The sequence below is a fragment of the Pseudomonas cremoricolorata DSM 17059 = NBRC 16634 genome (assembly GCF_000425745.1).
GTDB classification, from domain to species: Bacteria; Pseudomonadota; Gammaproteobacteria; order Pseudomonadales; family Pseudomonadaceae; genus Aquipseudomonas; species Aquipseudomonas cremoricolorata.
Genome location: NZ_AUEA01000013.1, coordinates 33198 through 49077 on the forward strand (window position 1 = coordinate 33198; position 15880 = coordinate 49077).

Consider the following 15880-nt stretch of genomic DNA (forward strand, 5'->3'; position numbering starts at 1 on the left):
GATTATGGAGCTTATATTAACTATAATGACCGGCTCCCGCAAAGGGCAGGTAATAACGCTTCAGGAAAAGTCTGAAGCGAAAGTTGGTGATATTCCCTGGCTGCTAGAGGATGAAGAAGTACAATTTGATGTCATGGCTTCTAGCGTTTACCATTCCTCCATATTGGAGTTATATCAGCATAGTATTCCCGCATCTTTTGTATCGTATCTTCCGGGCGATCCAGATCTTGTCAAGTTCTCCTGGACGCCCAGCGGCAGCTCCAATGTAACCGCCAGCAAGCTTTTCTGGAATTATTTTGGTGTGGCTGAGCTTAATTTGCTGTTCAGCAATGAAAATGGTGAGGTGTCAGAGCTAGTAAACTTTCAGCCAATTCAAGTCGTGGCCACTAAAAGCTCGGCTGATAAGGTTGAAAAAATGTTTGAATATTTGGCAAGCATTTCTAGTGAAGCCTTACACTCAGTATTTAGTGCTACACGACACACTGTGGGGTTCGAAGAGGGGGCAGTTTCACCAAACTACACATTTGAGCGGTTAGAACATGCAATTGCAGCACTGAAAGAGCTCCTTCCACACGTATTAAGTTCACCTCTCACACGGCTGGTTCCAGAGCAGAAGCTAGTGGCCCTTACCGGTCGTGAAGAGCTAGATGACTCATCTATCGGCTGGCTAGTTGAAAACCTATCGGTGCTCCAACCCACGGATCATCTCGAAGATGCCCACGTGTTCTACGATGGTGACTATTTCAAAGCATCAGGCCTACTTCTACCGGTGCTCGAGGAGCAAACTGATATATATGAGAATCGCGTCATTCATGGTTTCATAGATCTTTTGATTCGAACGGCTCAAGGTCTAGGAAACAGAATGGACTCAGAATTAAATAGACACGGATCTCTTATCGCAATTCCCAATGGCTACATTTCTTTTTTTGAAAAAGTAACTCGCTTTAAGGCCCAATTAATAGGATCTCAGATCAATAAGGTCGAAGCAATACTATCGGTCCTTAACCAGTACAAGGTCGTCGTGAGTAGGCAGCTGTTTGTTAAGCATCCTATACATGAGCGGCCAATCATGACTCCAAAGACGCAATGCAAACCGGCGTATCGCGACCTTTTCACCGAAATAATTAAGTGGCATGAGAAAGGAAAGGTTGACTGGACCGCATACGAAAACCTGTTTGCAATTGAGAGTATCCCCATGCTCTTTGAAGCATACTGCTATTTCCGAGTCCTAGAAGCTACTAATAAATTTTTGCATCCTTCATTCCGTGATAGCCTGAAAACCAGGGAGCGTGCGCTTAGAACTTCCTTTGCGGATAAAGATAATAATGAAATTGAAGTGATAAGGGAGCCTGAGTACTGGGCGTTAAATCACCATAATCGGCACCCGGAGTATATCGTAAATGGAGAGGCATTTACAGTAAATAAGGATGCTCGTTCTGTTAGGAATAGAAGCCAAAGTGGAACAAATAGCAAGCGAGTTCCAGATATTGTAATACAGATAAAAAATTCGCAGGGAAGAGTTAGGCTTATAGTGCTGGATGCTAAATATAGTTATGCGAACAAAGCTTTTATTGACTATCTGCCAGACCTAACTATGAAATATGTACATGGTATACATAGGTTTGGTCAGAATGAGCCACTAGTCTCTTCGATGTCTATTCTCCATCCTGATGATAGAGCTAGCTTTAGGGGGTTTCATTACGGTCCGCTGGGGGTTTTTGGAGAGTCGCCTGTAAGCCCTTCCCTGCAGGCGTGCGGTATTGTATTGGGGAGTGACAGACAGTTTGATCAGCTCGATAAACTAATTTGTCGTACATTGGAACTTGAGGGGATCTCGCCTATAAGCACCCAGATAATAGAGACTGAGAGAGAGGTGGCCTAAAATATGTAGTTTCTAGGTTTAAAGGCTCAGCTCCACGTACGGCCCGGCTCTTCGATAATTGGAGAGCTGGGTTCTATATTTTTCCATATTTTTTACTCATTGAACTCAAAGCTTTAGACTACCCTCAGAAACCTCCACGCGTTGTCGGCCGATACGATGCTCGTGAGCGATCAGATGAAGGCTTCATCTTCCCAGTTGTTAGGAGTGATTGAAGCCACTTGCCCGAACAATGATGTGCTGTAGGGCAGCCCAATACTTCGCTTGAGTGAGTAATTAGCAGTTTTCATTTGCGGTCGTACGGTGGTCGATATAATGGCCATGCTTCTAGTTGACGGTTTTAGAGAGTCTCGTGAGTTCCTAGCTGGCCTTTAATGAAAGCCGTAATTAACCCATTTTCTTTTTGGTTTCGCCTCGCTGCTAATCTCTTCTTGCAAAATCAGAGGGCTATGTTAGTTTTTATCTAAATTAATCAGTGGTTCTATTGTCTTGCTGATGTAGGTCTGAACGATATGAAGAAAATACTAGATTATAGTGAGACAGTTACTCAAAGAGGTCATCAGGATAGAGGGAAGACACCAGATCAAAACGAAGATTTATTTTTTGATCGAGAAAAGGATGGTGTTTGTCCTTTCTGCAAAATTCAAACTCAAATAGTTCATTGTGATTATCAGTTAACTTATCCTGAGTGGCTTGAGGGAGGCGAGTTTGACATTCAAGAGGACGTAAAGCAGTGTGGTAATTGCGGGTGGTGGCGACTCAGATGCGATAAGGTAACAACTGTGGGTATCGAAGCAAGGTCCTTCGTTATGGAAAGCGCCATATTGAAAAGCTATGATCTATCTTCCAGGTATGTGCCAATCGAGGCTATTAGAAAGTATTTGGTTGAAAATTTTGGCGATGTAATACATATACATGATCGCAATATGGAGAGGCTTGTTCAATCAGTGTTTCGAGAGTATTTTACATGTGATGTCGAACATGTCGGGCGGTCACATGATGGTGGTATAGATCTGATTCTTGTGAACTCAGATAGACCTACGGTAGTCCAGGTTAAGCGCCGAAAAAGTCTTGATCATGTTGAAGGGGTTTCCGGTGTTAGAGAATTCCTTGGCGCAGCAGTTCTTAAGAAAAGTAGGAATTGTATATATGTTTCAACCTCAAGAAAATTTTCGGATCCCGCCATCGAGGCGGCTCAGCAAGCGATAAAGGTTGGATCGGTTCAAAGTTATGAGCTTTACGACTTCGATAGATTTTGCGATATTTTAAAGTTAACAACTTCTATTGATCATGCTCCTTGGAAAGCCTATATGCGAAAAGAGTGGTAGGTTTTACGTGTCTGGGTTCGAAAAAATGGAGTGAAGTGGAAGCTGATTTAAATTTTTGCCGGTAATTAGTAACATAAAGTTGTGTCCTATTTTTACTTTTCCTATATATTACGTATTCTAAGCAGAGGCTACTTCCTCTGGTACTTATTCGGAATCCTTGGCGCTAGTTTCAAAAATCCCAATTCGAGTCCACGGGAAGCCATAGCTAGCTGATTTGTTTGTAGATGCTCTATGAGGTAAGCCAGAGAGTCCACCAAATCCCAGTCCCGCGAAAACCGGGCCCTCACGGCCAACAGCCCTCTGTCTGTCTCCGGCACCACAATTCGGCTCTCAGTAGCCTTTTGGCTATACGCCAAACGTCCAACAAAGCCCGCCCCGCGCGGGCTTAGTTGTTTTTCCTATTCCCGTTTTTTCCCGACCATCCTCAATCCCTTTATAAAACCTGAACGCCCTCCGAACCTGCTAGATTCGCAAGTCTCGTCCCCCACGGAAGGCCACGGTAATGCCCATCCACGAATGGCTCAGCTTCACCCTGATCGCTCTACTCGTCACCCTGACCCCCGGCCCCGGCGTAATCATGGCGCTCTCCAACTCACTCGCCTATGGTCCAAAGCGCGCAATGCTTGGCTCGTTCGGAAGCGCTTGTGGGCTGTTGATTATCTCCGCCGCAACTAGTGCGGGCCTTGGCGTGGTGCTTCAGGCGTCGGCCACGGCGTTCTTGCTGTTGAAGGTGTTGGGCGCCAGTTATCTGGTCTATCTGGGCATAAAGCAGTGGCGCAGCCGCACCAGCGCGTTCGACAAGCTGGACAGTCCGACAAGGCGTGTGTCGAGTAACAAGCGGCTGGTGTTGAATGGCATGGCGGTAGCGCTCACCAATCCGAAAGCGATTCTGTTCTTTGCAGCGTTTTTGCCGCAATTCATTCGTCCGGGTCAAGATTCGGTCATGCACTTGGGCATGCTGATCCTGACGTTCGCGATGTGTTCGATCCTTTCCCACGCGTTTTACGTGACGCTGGCGCAGATGCTGCGGCGGCAGTTAGCGGCGCCGAATCGGGCACAGTTGATGAATCGGTTGTTTGGGGCGTCGTTCATGGCGTTGGGTGGGAGTTTGTTCACGGTTCAGGCCAAGGTGGCCTGACGCAGCGAATCTGCGATCAGGTGTAGGAACCTGCTAGTAAACGTGGCGCGCATTGAGCTTCCCATCATGGCGGCTGTGTGCGGGCAGGCTTCGGCGTGGCCGGGTTCCAAGGTTCCAGGTAGTCCTACCCCGCATACAGTTGCCACCCTATCCCGTAGGAAGGACGACGGTGGCGGCTTCACGCTCAAGCCTGGAGCATCATGCAGGCTTATCCGCAGCCCGAGCGGCACCCCCCGGAAACGTCAGCTCCACACAAAGCCCCTTGCGCGCCCTGTTCGAAATCAGCAAAACCCCGCCCAACCGCCGGCTGATCATCTCGACGATGGACAGGCCAAGGCCGGCACCTTGCGGGTTCGCATCGCTGTAGAAGCGGTCGCACAACCGTCCCAGCACGGCTTCGCTGACGCCGGGGCCTTCGTCCAGCACTTGTAGCACCACGTGCTGTTCGCCGCTGCGGCGCAGGCGCACGCAGACTTCGCTGTGGGCGGGGGCGAAGGTCAGGGCGTTGCTGATCAGGTTTTGCAGCATGATGGCGACGCAGGCCGGGTCACCGAGCAGGTGTTGGTCTTCTTCGCCGTCGAGTACCAGTTCCACGTCGCGTTTGAAGGCCAGGGGCGCCAGTTCGGCCAGTTCCTCACGCACCAATGCGGTGAGGTTGAGCGGGTGCTGGGGTTTTGCCACCGGTTCCAGGCGGGCCATGGTCAGTAACTGGCTGACGATGCGGGTCGCCCGGCCAACGCCCTGTTGCAGAAACTCCAGCGCTTCGGCGCGTTCTGCCTCGCTGTCTGCGTGCCGCGCGTTGCGCACATGGATGTCGAGAATCGCCAGCGGCGTGCGCAGTTCGTGGGCGGCGTCGGCGATGAAGCGGCGTTCGCGTTCGAGCAGGGCGCGGATCTGGCTCAGCAGCCGGTCCAGGGCGTTGCGCATGGGCTCGAGCTCCTGGGGCAGGGGGCCGACGGCCAGCGGCTCGAGGCTGTCGATGGGCCTGGCGCGGACGTGGCGTGCCAGGCGCTGCAAGGGGGCGAGGCCCCAGCCGAGCAGTGCCCAGATGATCGCGGCCAGCAGCGGCAAGCCCATCAGCAGGGGAAACAGTGCGTGTTGGACGATTGTCTGAATCAGATCCTGACGCACATCGTCGCGCTCACCGACCCAGATACGCAGGCCCTGCACGCTGTCGGCCAGCAGCACGCCACACCAGTCCTGGCCGTCGATGATGAAGTCGTGAATGCCCGGTTGCGGCGGTTGCTCCAGCTGCGGAGCGTCTTCGGAGCGCACCAGCAGACGGCCGTCCGGCGCCCATATCTGAAAGGCCAGGTTGATTTCGTAGGGGTGAGTGAGGATGCCCTCGCCCGAGCGGTTCAGTGCGCCGTCGAGTGCGGCGCCCAGTTGATTCCAGTCGGTCTGCTCGGGGTTCTGCGTTTGCAGCATGCCTTGCAGCAGGCGAGCGCCTTGCACCAGTTGGGCGTCGTAGACCTGCTCGATCTCGCGGTGGCTATCGCGCAGAACCAGCAGGGCCAAGGCCAGGGTACCGAGGATGACCAGGGCGATGGTCGGGGCGAGGATGCGCGTACGGATGGCGATCATCAGGCGTGGTCCACCACATAACCGACCCCGCGGACAGTGCGAATGAAGCTGCTATCGAGCTTCTTGCGCAGGTTGTGGATCATCACTTCCAGGGTGTTGCCCTGGCCGCTGTCCTGCCAGCCATAGAGCGCGCTGCTCAAGCGCTCGCGGGTGACCACCACGCCGGGGCGGCTGAGCAACTGGTGCAGCAGTTGATATTCCATGGGCGTCATGGCCACCACATTGCCTTGGTAGCGCACTTGCTGGGTGGCCGGGTTGAGGCTGACGCCGGCATGTTCGAGCAGCGGTTGCGCGCGGCCCTGGCTGCGTCTGAGCAGGGCGCGTGTGCGTGCCTTGAGTTCGTCGAGGTCGAAGGGTTTGATCAGGTAGTCGTCCGCCCCGGCGTCAAGGCCCTGGATGCGGTCGGCGGTGGCATCGCGTGCTGTAAGAATCAGCACCGGCACGTCGATGCTCTGCCGCGAACGGAGCTTGCGCAGCACCTCCAGGCCATCGAGCCCCGGCAAACCGAGGTCGAGCAGCACCAGATCGAACGGCTCGCAGCGCAGGGCATGCTCGGCCGCCAGGCCGTCCGCGACCCAGTCCAGCCGGTAGCCTTCACGGCGCAGGGCTACGCGGATGCCCTCTGCCAGGGCCGTATCGTCTTCGACCAGCAGAACGCGCATCGACACTCACCTCGGATAGTGGAATGGGGCCATGATCGCCATCCGCAATCTGCGGGCCAGAGGCAAGATATTGCAAGATATTACCTACTAAGAGTTCTTTAAGGTTCGCCCAGCACTGTAAGTAGCCATCAATCAGGAGGTCTCCCTTATGCGCTACATCGTGCTCCCCATGCTGCTGCTGGCCAGCTCGCAGGTATTTGCCAAGACTGAATGCACCACGGCTGAGCGCTCTACCTGGCAGGACCCGGAACGCTTCCAGGAACAGCTCAAGGCGCAGGGTTACCAGATCAGCAAATTCAAGATCACCGAAGGCAATTGCTACGAGATCTACGGCTTCGACAAGGACAAGCGCAAGGTCGAGATCTACCACGACCCGGTCACGGGTAAAGCCGTGAAGACCGAGATCGACGAGTGATGACGGCAGCGTCGATACGCCTGTGGGATCCGCTGATCCGCGTGTTCCATCTGTCTATCGCCGCTGTCTTCGTTGGCAATTACTTTTTCAACGAAGCTGGCGATGACTGGCACCGCTGGCTGGGTTATTACGCAGCCACCTGGCTGGCGATACGTCTGGTGTGGGGTTTCATTGGGCCACGCAGTGCACGCTGGGCTGACTTCTGGCCGACGCCGCAGCGCGTGCGCGAACATGCCATGGCCTTGTTGCGCGGCCGCGATTGCCACCGACTCGGCCACTCGCCCATTGGCGGGTTGGTGATGCTGCTGATGATGGCGTCAATCGCCAGCCTGGCGATGTCCGGTTTCCTCATGCGGGAAGTCGACGCGCTATGGGGCGCTGACTGGCCAATGACGATTCATAGCGTCAGTGCCGACACGCTGCTCGTGCTGATCATCGTGCATGTGACGGCAGCGCTGTTCGAGAGCGTGCGCCTGCGCGAAAACCTGCCCCTGTCCATGCTGACCGGTCGCCGCCGACCTCTGCCAAAAGATCGATAAGTCTCCCTCCAGGACACCCGCATGCACCTTTCCCTAGCGCTTCCCCGCCCGACCGGGGGGCTACGTCCGTGGCTCAACCTGGCTGCTCTGGCAACGCTCAGTTGCGCCTTGTTGTTGCTCGATGACTTTCTCCAGCAGCTGTACACCTCCAACAATCGCGCTGAACTGGAGCTGAGCTATGTCATCGTGCTCTGGCTGTTCAGCGCCGCGCTCTGGCTCGGCAACCTGCGTGCGCTGACGGTTGGGGTGTTGCTGCTGTTCGCGGCGATGCAGCTCATGCAATTGGCCAACATCAGCTTCTTCGGTGAACCGCTGAGTGCCACCGATATTCAGTCGTTGCTCAATGATCCGGCCGAGGTGAGTCAGACGGCGCGGCACAGCCTGGCTCAGCACTGGCCGGCGCTGTTGTGCGTGGCCTTGCCCTATATGGCGCTTCTGGCCCTGCATGTGAGGCTGCCAGGCCGCGTCGCGCTTCCTGCCAGCCGCTGGGCACTGGTGTTGATCGCGCTGGTGCTGCTGGCCAAACCCTACCGTGCCACCTATCGCAACCTCGACTCCTTCGCCGCCAGCCCGAATCGCAGCGCTCTGCACAATAGCCTCAACGTATTTTCGGCCTGGTCGGTGCGACTGGCTTTCCGCGATGGGGTCGAACTGCCGCCGACGCCGTACGCGCCGTACCAGCTGAGCGGCGTGCCGAGCACTGCCAAGCATGTCTGGCTGGTGGTGGCCGACTCGCTGCGCACTGACCGTCTGGGGCTGTTCGGCTATGAACGCAACACCACGCCGCAGCTTTCCGGCTACCTCAAGCAACACCCCAGCGCCTTCGTTCGTCCAGGCATCGCGGCGGGTGTGGCCACCGATGTGAGCCTGCCGTACTTGCTCAACCCGATTCGTGAGCCCGGCAAGGACCAACTGCTGCGCACCGGCCAGGTCAACCTGTTCCGTTTTGCCCAGCAGGCGGGTTTTCGCACCCACTGGATCTCCTCGCAGGAGTCCAAGCTGCTGGCGCATCTGGGCAGCCGCTACCTGGATGTCTCGATCACCCGTGAAGATCACCCACTGCGTTTTCTCCAGCGCCAGGACCGCGCCTTGCTGGATGTGCTCGATCAGCAGCGTTGGGCCGAGCGCAACTTCGTCGTGCTCAACCTGCGCACCGCGCACCTGCCTTATGCGCAGAACTACCGGCATGAATCACGCCCCATGCCATGGCCCGACAGCGGCCCGGACGGGCAGAGCAACGCCTATGACAACTCGATCCATTACCTCGATAGCCTGTTGGGGGAGGTCATCGCCGACTTCGACAAGCTCGAGGGCGAGCGCTACCTGATCATCACCGGCGATCACGGCCAGCGCCTGGGGGAGGGCGGATACTGGGGGCACAACGACCTGGTGCCGGAAGTCAGCGATGTACCGATGATCGTGGTGGCGCGTGATGCGCCTGGGCAGGCGATGAGCGAATTCGCCCGGGAACGCTGGATCAGTCATTACGAGGCCGGTAAATGGCTGGCCGCCCGGCTGGGAACACGAATCGACAACCCCAACCTGCGCGCCGATGAGTACTTCGTGCACGGCAAGCTGCTGTTTACCGACAACTTCGTCCAGCGTGTCTGCGAAACGCCGGGTGGTCTGGTGCATCAGGCGCCGGAGCAACTCAGTATGTTGCTGGTCAAGCCAGTGGCAAGAGGCTGCGCTGGTGACAATGGCTGAGAAGGTAATCAACTGCAGTTTTTGAGTGTCTGACCGTACACGGCATCGCTGTCTGCGTGTTGAGGGAAATTCAACATGAAGCGAAGCCAACATGAGCATGGCTAAAGATCCTCTGAAATCGTTTCATTAGCTCCACGCCCTTCACCGCCCCTAAACTGCCGGCCAATGACCGACGCTGCGAGCCACAAGCGCGCAGCGTACCGACCTTCTTCCGCATTCAAGGTGCCAGGCCGACATGAGCAGTGAGTTCACTTTCGCCATCAAGCGCATTGCCTTCGATGAGCATTACCAGCCATCGGGCAATACGCGTATCACCACCAACTTCGCCAATCTGGCGCGGGGCGCTGATCGGCAGAACAATCTGCGCAACACCCTGCGCATGATCAACAACCGCTTCAATGCCCTGGCCAACTGGGACAACCCCGAGGCGAATCGTTATTCGGTCGAGCTGGACATCGTTTCGGTGGAAATGAAGCTGGCCGCAGGCAGCCTCGAGCACCAACTGCCGCTGATTGAAATCCTCAAGACCGCGGTGATAGACCACCGCACCGGCGAGCGTATCGAAGGTATGGTCGGCAATAATTTCTCGTCGTATGTGCGCGATTACGATTTCAGCATCGTGCTGCCTGCACACCATCAGGCGCAGTCGGCCTTGCCGGTGCCGGAAGACTTTGGCGTGTTGCATGGCAAGTTGTTCAAGTCGTTCGTCGAGTCCGAGGCGTACCGCGCGCACTTTCACAAGGCGCCGGTGATTTGCCTGAGCGTGTCGAGCAGCAAGACCTATCACCGCACTGACAACCACCACCCGGTGCTGGGTGTCGAGTATCGCCAGGATGAATACTCGCTGACCGACGACTACTTCCGCGAGATGGGCCTGACCGTGCGCTACTTCATGCCGCCAGGCAGTGTCGCGCCGCTGGCGTTTTATTTCTCGGGCGATCTGTTGGGCGATTACACGGCGCTGGAGCTGATCAGCACCATCAGCACCATGGACACGTTCCAGAAGATCTACCGGCCGGAAATCTACAACGCCAACTCGGCTGCCGCTGCCTCGTACCAGCCGAGCCTGCGTCATGAGGATTACTCCCTGACCCGTATCGTCTACGACCGGGAAGAGCGCAGTCGCCTGGCCACCGAGCAGGGGCGCTTCGCCGAAGAGCATTTCATCAAGCCGTATGGCCCTGTGTTGCAGCAATGGGCTGCGAACTACGCGCGTTGATCGATCATTCGTACAAGGTTTTTTATCATGACAAAGTTACTCCCCACCTCCACCGCTGGCAGCCTGCCCAAACCCATCTGGCTGGCCGAGCCGGAAACCCTCTGGTCGCCCTGGAAGTTGGAAGGCGATGCACTGGTGGAAGGCAAACAAGATGCCTTGCGCGTATCGCTGCGTGAACAGCAGCAGGCCGGTATCGATATCGTCAGCGACGGTGAACAGACCCGTCAGCACTTCGTCACCACCTTCATTGAGCACCTGAGCGGCGTCGACTTTGCCCAGCGCGAAACCGTGCGCATTCGTGACCGTTACGACGCCAGTGTGCCGACCGTGGTGGGCCCAGTGGCGCGGCAGAAGCCGGTGTTCGTCGAAGACGCCAAGTTCCTCCGCGCGCAAACGTCGCAGCCGATCAAGTGGGCCTTGCCTGGCCCGATGACCATGATCGACACCCTGTACGATGCGCACTACAAGAGCCGGGAAAAATTGGCCTGGGAGTTCGCCAAGATCCTCAACCAGGAAGCCAAGGAACTGGAAGCGGCGGGTGTCGACATCATTCAGTTCGATGAGCCGGCGTTCAACGTGTTCTTCGATGAAGTCAACGAGTGGGGCATCGCCACACTGGAGCGGGCCATCGAAGGGCTCAAGTGTGAAACCGCTGTGCACATTTGCTATGGCTACGGCATCAAGGCCAACACCGACTGGAAAAAGACCCTGGGTTCGGAGTGGCGTCAGTACGAACAGGCGTTCCCGAAACTGCAACAGTCGAGCATCGATATCATTTCGCTGGAGTGCCATAACTCCCACGTGCCGATGGACTTGCTGGAGTTGATTCGCGGCAAGAAGGTCATGGTCGGCGCGATCGACGTCGCCAACCATGCGGTGGAAACCCCGGAAGAGGTGGCCGCCACCTTGCGCAAGGCGCTGCAGTTCGTCGACGCCGACAAGTTGTACCCGTGCACCAACTGCGGCATGGCACCACTGCCGCGTGAGGTGGCCCGTGGCAAGCTCAACGCCTTGAGTGCGGGTGCCGAGATCGTGCGGCGTGAGTTGTTGAATCGGTAATTTCTCGATACCGCAGGGGCGACGGACTCGTAGTAATGAATAGGCGAGGGGTTGCCCCTTTCCTCGTTTCAAATCTGGGCGTCAGATTCGGCTTTCTATCAGAGTTGCGATAAGGCGATTACTGCTTTTGTGCTAATGAGGTGTATTATCATTCGCCTTTTCCCAGCACCCCCTTCGCCATGTCCGACGCCACAGAACGACTCGCCCTACAGCGGCTGTACAGCGACCACCACGGTTGGCTGCACCGCTGGCTGCGCGGCAAGCTCGGTTGCCGGGAACAGGCGGCGGACCTGGCCCAGGACACCTTCGTTCGGGTGATGACCCAGCGCCGCTTCGATGAGCTGCGCCAGCCGCGGGCCTACCTGACCACCGTCGCTCGCAGCCTGCTGGTCGACCTGTACCGCCGCCGTTCTCTGGAACAGGCCTACCTGGCGGCCCTGGCGGCGCAGCCCGAGGCGCTGGACATCTCGCCGCAGACGCGCAGCATCATCCTCGAGACGTTGCTGCTGATCGATACGATGCTCGACGGGCTGTGCCCGCGGGCGCGGGAGATTTTCCTGCTGGCGCAGTTGGATGGCCTGAGTTTCGTCGAGATCGGTCGGCGTCTGGGGCTGTCGAGCAACACCGTGCGCAAGCACTTCATCCGCGCCATGGCCCAGTGCCTGTTGCTGGTCGAGGACTGAGCCGTGTCTGGCAAACCGAGCCTGCAGACCCTGGAAGCGGCGGCCTCGTGGTACGTGACCCTGTGCGAGCAGGGCGATGCGGCCCGCGAAGCGCATCGCCAGTGGCTGCAAAGTGACCCGGCGCATGCCTTGGCCTGGGCGCGGGTGACGCGCTTGCAGGCGACCCTTGGCGGCCTCGATGGCGGCATTGCCAAGGCCGCGCTGAGCGGCGCCCAGGCCCAGCGCCGGCAGGTGCTCAAGGTACTGGCGCTGCTGCTGGCCGCTGGCGGCAGCGCGGCGCTGGGCTTGCCGTACTCACCGTGGCGCAACACCCTGGCCGACCTGCACACCGGGGTCGGCGAGCGGCGCCACGTCACCCTTGCCGATGGCTCGCGGGTGGTGCTCAACACCGACACGGCGCTGGATGTGCAGTTCGACGCGCAGCAGCGCCACCTGCGCCTGCGCAGGGGCGAGGTGTTGATCGAAACCGCTGCCGATTCACGACCGTTCCGGGTGCAGACTGCGGTCGGCAGCCTGCAAGCGCTGGGCACGCGCTTCATAGTGCGCAGCGATGAGGCCGGCACCCAGCTCAGCGTGTTCGAGCATGCCGTGCAGGTCAGCCCACTGGCCGCCGCAGGGCTGCGGGTCGAGGCCGGTCAGCAGCTGCTATTCAGCGCTACGCAGGTGCAACCGATGCTTGCGCTGGCGGCCGGTGCCGATGCCTGGCTGCGCGGGCAGTTGATCGTCGCGGACTGGCGTCTGGATGCGTTCATCGCCGAACTGGCGCGTTATCGACCGGGGCGCCTGGTGTGCGATGAGCAGGCGGCGGGGCTGCGTATTTCCGGGATCTTCCAGGTCGACGACAGCGACGCGGTGCTGGCCAACCTCAGTGGCACCTTGCCAATACGGGTGCGCTGGATCAGCCGCTGGTGGGGGCGGGTCGAGCGGCTGCAGCCGGTGGCTTGACCGAGTCGAAACTTTTTTTGCAGCCAGGTGTTGTAGATTCTGATTCTCATTCGACAGAGACAGAGAGGCGCGCAGACGCCGTCCATCTGCCACTGGAGAATCGCACCGTCATGTCAGGCATTACCGCACACCGTCACGCTCGCCTTCGCGCCTTGCCGCTGGCGCTCAGCACCGCTCTTGTCGTCATTCCTGTCGCCTTCACTGCGCTCAGCGCGCCAGTCTGCGCGCAGACGCAGCAGCGCGAGTACCGCTTCGCCATTCCCGCAGGCCCTCTGGAGGGCGCGTTGTCAGCCTATGGCAGCCAGGTCAAGGCGAGCATCTCCTACGAGCCGGGGCTGAGCCGTGGCCGCACCTCGCCGGGCGTGCAGGGGGTGTTCAGCGCGCAGGCCGCGTTCGATCGCCTGTTGCAAGGCACTGGCCTGCAAGCGGTCGCCCATGGTAGCGCCAGCTACACCTTGCTGGCCCAGGACAGCAGCGACACCGCGCTGCAACTGGGCGCGACCACGGTCGACGGGTTGAGCGATACGCTGGGCAACGTCAGTGAGGGCAGCCGTTCCTACACCGTGGGCCAGGTGTCGGTCGGCAAGGCGCCGCAGTCGATCAAGGAGACCCCACAGACGGTCAGCGTCATGACCCGGCAGCGCCTGCAGGACCAACAGCTCACCACCCTTGGCAAAACCCTGCAGCAGACCACCGGCATCACCGAATTCCAGGGCAGCATGACCAGCGCCGTTTACCTCTCGCGCGGCTTCGAGGTGACCAACTTCCGCCTCGACGGTGGCGCCACCCTGCGCCATGCCGCGTGGATGGAGATGGACACCGCCATCTACGACCATGTGGAGGTGCTGCGGGGCGCCGATGGCCTGTTCGCCGGCGCCGGTGAGCCGGGCGGCACCGTCAACCTGGTGCGCAAAAGGCCCACGGCAACGCCCCAGGCCAGCATCATGCTTTCGGCCGGCAGCTGGGACAACTACCGCCAGGAGCTGGACGTCAGCGGCCCGCTGGCCTTCGATGGCCGCCTGCGCGGGCGGCTGGTGGCGGTGAACCAGGACCGCAACAGCTTCATCGACTACGCCGGGGCCAAGCGCAAGCTGGTGTATGGCGTGCTCGAAGCTGACCTCGATGACACCACCACGCTGTATGGCGGCATGACCCACGACAACCTGCGCGGCAGCGACCAGGATTACGGCCTGCCGCGTTACGCCACTGGCGAAGACCTCAAGCTGCCGCGCAGCACCTACCTGGCCGGAGCGACCGATGTGCGCTACCTGACCAACGACACCTACTTCCTGCACGTGGACCGCCAACTGAGCGACGCCTGGACCCTGAGCCTGGACACCCAGTACAACCGCCAGCGTGAGTACCGTAACGACTACAACTTCAACGGTGCCGTCGACCCGCAGACCGGCGGCGGGGTCGTCGCCGAAGGCGGTACGCAGGATTTCCCGAAAACCGAGAAGGCCATCGATGTCTCGCTCAAGGGCACGTTCGAGTGGTTTGGCCTGGAGCATGGCCTGACCGCCGGTTGGAACTGGACCGACAGCAACGGTCGGGACGACACCTACGTCAGCGGCGATGTCGTGGTCGACGACATCTTCAACTTCGATCCCAAGGATTACCCTTCCAACAAGGGCCGTTCGACCCCGTACGGTCTGCTGACCCAAAGAACCAAGACCGACGGCGTCTACGGCGCGTTGCGCCTGCAATTGGCCGAGCCTTTGCACTGGTTCATCGGTGGCAGCCTGAACAACTACCACTACAACTACGACAACGTGACCTACTCCACGGGCCTGAGCACGCCCAACAAGTTCGAAGACACCCGGGTGTTTCTGCCCTACAGCGGCCTGACCTACGACCTGACCCCGGAGTGGACCGCCTACACCAGCGTGGCGGAAATCTACAAATCCCAGTCCGATCGCTACACCGGCCCACCCGGCGGCGGCACCTCGCTCGACCCGATCACCGGACGCAACTACGAACTCGGCATCAAGGGCGAACTGCTCGGCGGACGCCTCAATACCTATACCGCGGTGTACTACACCCAGCGCAACGGCTCGGCCCTGCGCGACCCGCGTTACCCGTATAGCTCCAACTCCACCACCGGCACCAGCTGCTGCTACACCGACGATGGCGAAGTGGTGAGCAAGGGCCTGGACTTCGAAGTCAGCGGTGAGCTGGCCGAACGCCTCGAAGCCACCTTCGGCTACACCTACAACCACAACGAAAACAAGGTATCCGGCGCGGCCTACAACTCGCTGACCCCGCGCCACCTGGCCAAGCTGTTCGCCACCTACCAGTTGCCCGGGGTGCTGTCGCCGCTCAAGATCGGCGGCGGCGTCACCGCGCAAAGCGCCAGCTATGTGTCGGGCAGTGCCTTGCTGCGCGATGCCAACGGCGGCCTCACCGGCGACAGCGTCGACTACCGCTTCTCGCAGGCCGGCTACGCGCTGTGGAACGCCTTCGCCCACTACCAGCTGGACGAGCACTGGAGCGTGGCCGGCAACCTGGACAACCTGTTCGACAAGCACTACTACTCCACCGTCGGCTACTCGGACTACGGCAACTTCTACGGCACCCCGCGCAACTTCACCGTCAGCCTGCGCGGCGAATTCTGATGCACAGCCGGGCATCCACACCACGCTGATGCCCGGCCTGATCTTCAGACTTCATTAAGAAACCTTCTCGATACTCCCGGCCCATGCCATCCACGGGAGTCATCGAG

General features: G+C 58.5%; 13 protein-coding genes. 11 read left to right on the top strand and 2 right to left on the bottom strand.

The genetic code is table 11. The annotated features are described in order from the left end of the window. The first annotated feature begins 4 nt into the window (after positions 1 to 4). The 3 genes from H618_RS22810 (at position 5) to H618_RS0115515 (ending at position 4345) form a co-directional block, all read left to right on the top strand. Positions 5 to 1882, top strand: coding sequence for a nuclease domain-containing protein (locus H618_RS22810; protein ID WP_154660675.1), 1878 nt, complete (start codon positions 5 to 7; stop codon positions 1880 to 1882). Between the two features lie 509 nt (positions 1883 to 2391). Beyond that, on the top strand, positions 2392 to 3207 hold the full coding sequence (locus H618_RS22570; protein ID WP_081673790.1) for a restriction endonuclease: 816 nt from the start codon (positions 2392 to 2394) through the stop codon (positions 3205 to 3207). Between the two features lie 502 nt (positions 3208 to 3709). After that, positions 3710 to 4345 (top strand): LysE family translocator, encoded by a 636-nt coding sequence (locus tag H618_RS0115515; RefSeq protein ID WP_028695939.1) that lies wholly within the window; start codon positions 3710 to 3712, stop codon positions 4343 to 4345. Between the two features lie 198 nt (positions 4346 to 4543). Here H618_RS0115515 and H618_RS0115520 read toward each other — a convergent pair whose 3' ends face one another. Both H618_RS0115520 and H618_RS0115525 read right to left on the bottom strand, forming a co-directional pair. Then, positions 4544 to 5929: a sensor histidine kinase gene (locus H618_RS0115520; RefSeq protein ID WP_028695940.1), complete on the bottom strand. Its 1386-nt coding sequence runs from the start codon at positions 5927 to 5929 to the stop codon at positions 4544 to 4546. Further along, entirely contained in the window at positions 5929 to 6591 is a 663-nt protein-coding gene (locus H618_RS0115525) for a response regulator (RefSeq protein ID WP_028695941.1), read from the bottom strand. The genes H618_RS0115520 and H618_RS0115525 overlap by 1 nt, the downstream gene beginning before the upstream one ends. Before the next feature lie 148 nt (positions 6592 to 6739). Between H618_RS0115525 and H618_RS0115530 the strand changes: the two genes are divergently transcribed. The 8 genes from H618_RS0115530 (at position 6740) to H618_RS0115565 (ending at position 15773) form a co-directional block, all read left to right on the top strand. Then, positions 6740 to 7006 carry a PepSY domain-containing protein gene (locus H618_RS0115530; RefSeq protein ID WP_028695942.1) on the top strand — a complete coding sequence of 89 codons (267 nt, stop codon included), beginning with the start codon at positions 6740 to 6742 and terminating at the stop codon, positions 7004 to 7006. Beyond that, positions 7006 to 7545 carry a cytochrome b/b6 domain-containing protein gene (locus H618_RS0115535; protein ID WP_028695943.1) on the top strand — a complete coding sequence of 180 codons (540 nt, stop codon included), beginning with the start codon at positions 7006 to 7008 and terminating at the stop codon, positions 7543 to 7545. The genes H618_RS0115530 and H618_RS0115535 overlap by 1 nt, the downstream gene beginning before the upstream one ends. A gap of 21 nt (positions 7546 to 7566) precedes the next feature. Continuing rightward, on the top strand, positions 7567 to 9252 hold the full coding sequence (locus H618_RS21770; RefSeq protein WP_033727717.1) for a phosphoethanolamine transferase: 1686 nt from the start codon (positions 7567 to 7569) through the stop codon (positions 9250 to 9252). Positions 9253 to 9487: 235 nt separating this feature from the next. Next, positions 9488 to 10471 carry a DUF1852 domain-containing protein gene (locus H618_RS0115545; RefSeq protein ID WP_028695944.1) on the top strand — a complete coding sequence of 328 codons (984 nt, stop codon included), beginning with the start codon at positions 9488 to 9490 and terminating at the stop codon, positions 10469 to 10471. A gap of 27 nt (positions 10472 to 10498) precedes the next feature. Then, positions 10499 to 11530 (top strand): methionine synthase, encoded by a 1032-nt coding sequence (locus tag H618_RS0115550; RefSeq protein ID WP_028695945.1) that lies wholly within the window; start codon positions 10499 to 10501, stop codon positions 11528 to 11530. 179 nt (positions 11531 to 11709) lie between these two features. After that, entirely contained in the window at positions 11710 to 12213 is a 504-nt protein-coding gene (locus H618_RS0115555; protein ID WP_028695946.1) for a sigma-70 family RNA polymerase sigma factor, read from the top strand. Positions 12214 to 12216: 3 nt separating this feature from the next. Beyond that, positions 12217 to 13158 (top strand): FecR domain-containing protein, encoded by a 942-nt coding sequence (locus tag H618_RS0115560; protein WP_028695947.1) that lies wholly within the window; start codon positions 12217 to 12219, stop codon positions 13156 to 13158. A gap of 110 nt (positions 13159 to 13268) precedes the next feature. Next, positions 13269 to 15773 (top strand): TonB-dependent siderophore receptor, encoded by a 2505-nt coding sequence (locus H618_RS0115565; RefSeq protein ID WP_050577322.1) that lies wholly within the window; start codon positions 13269 to 13271, stop codon positions 15771 to 15773. The last annotated feature ends 107 nt before the right edge of the window (positions 15774 to 15880 follow it).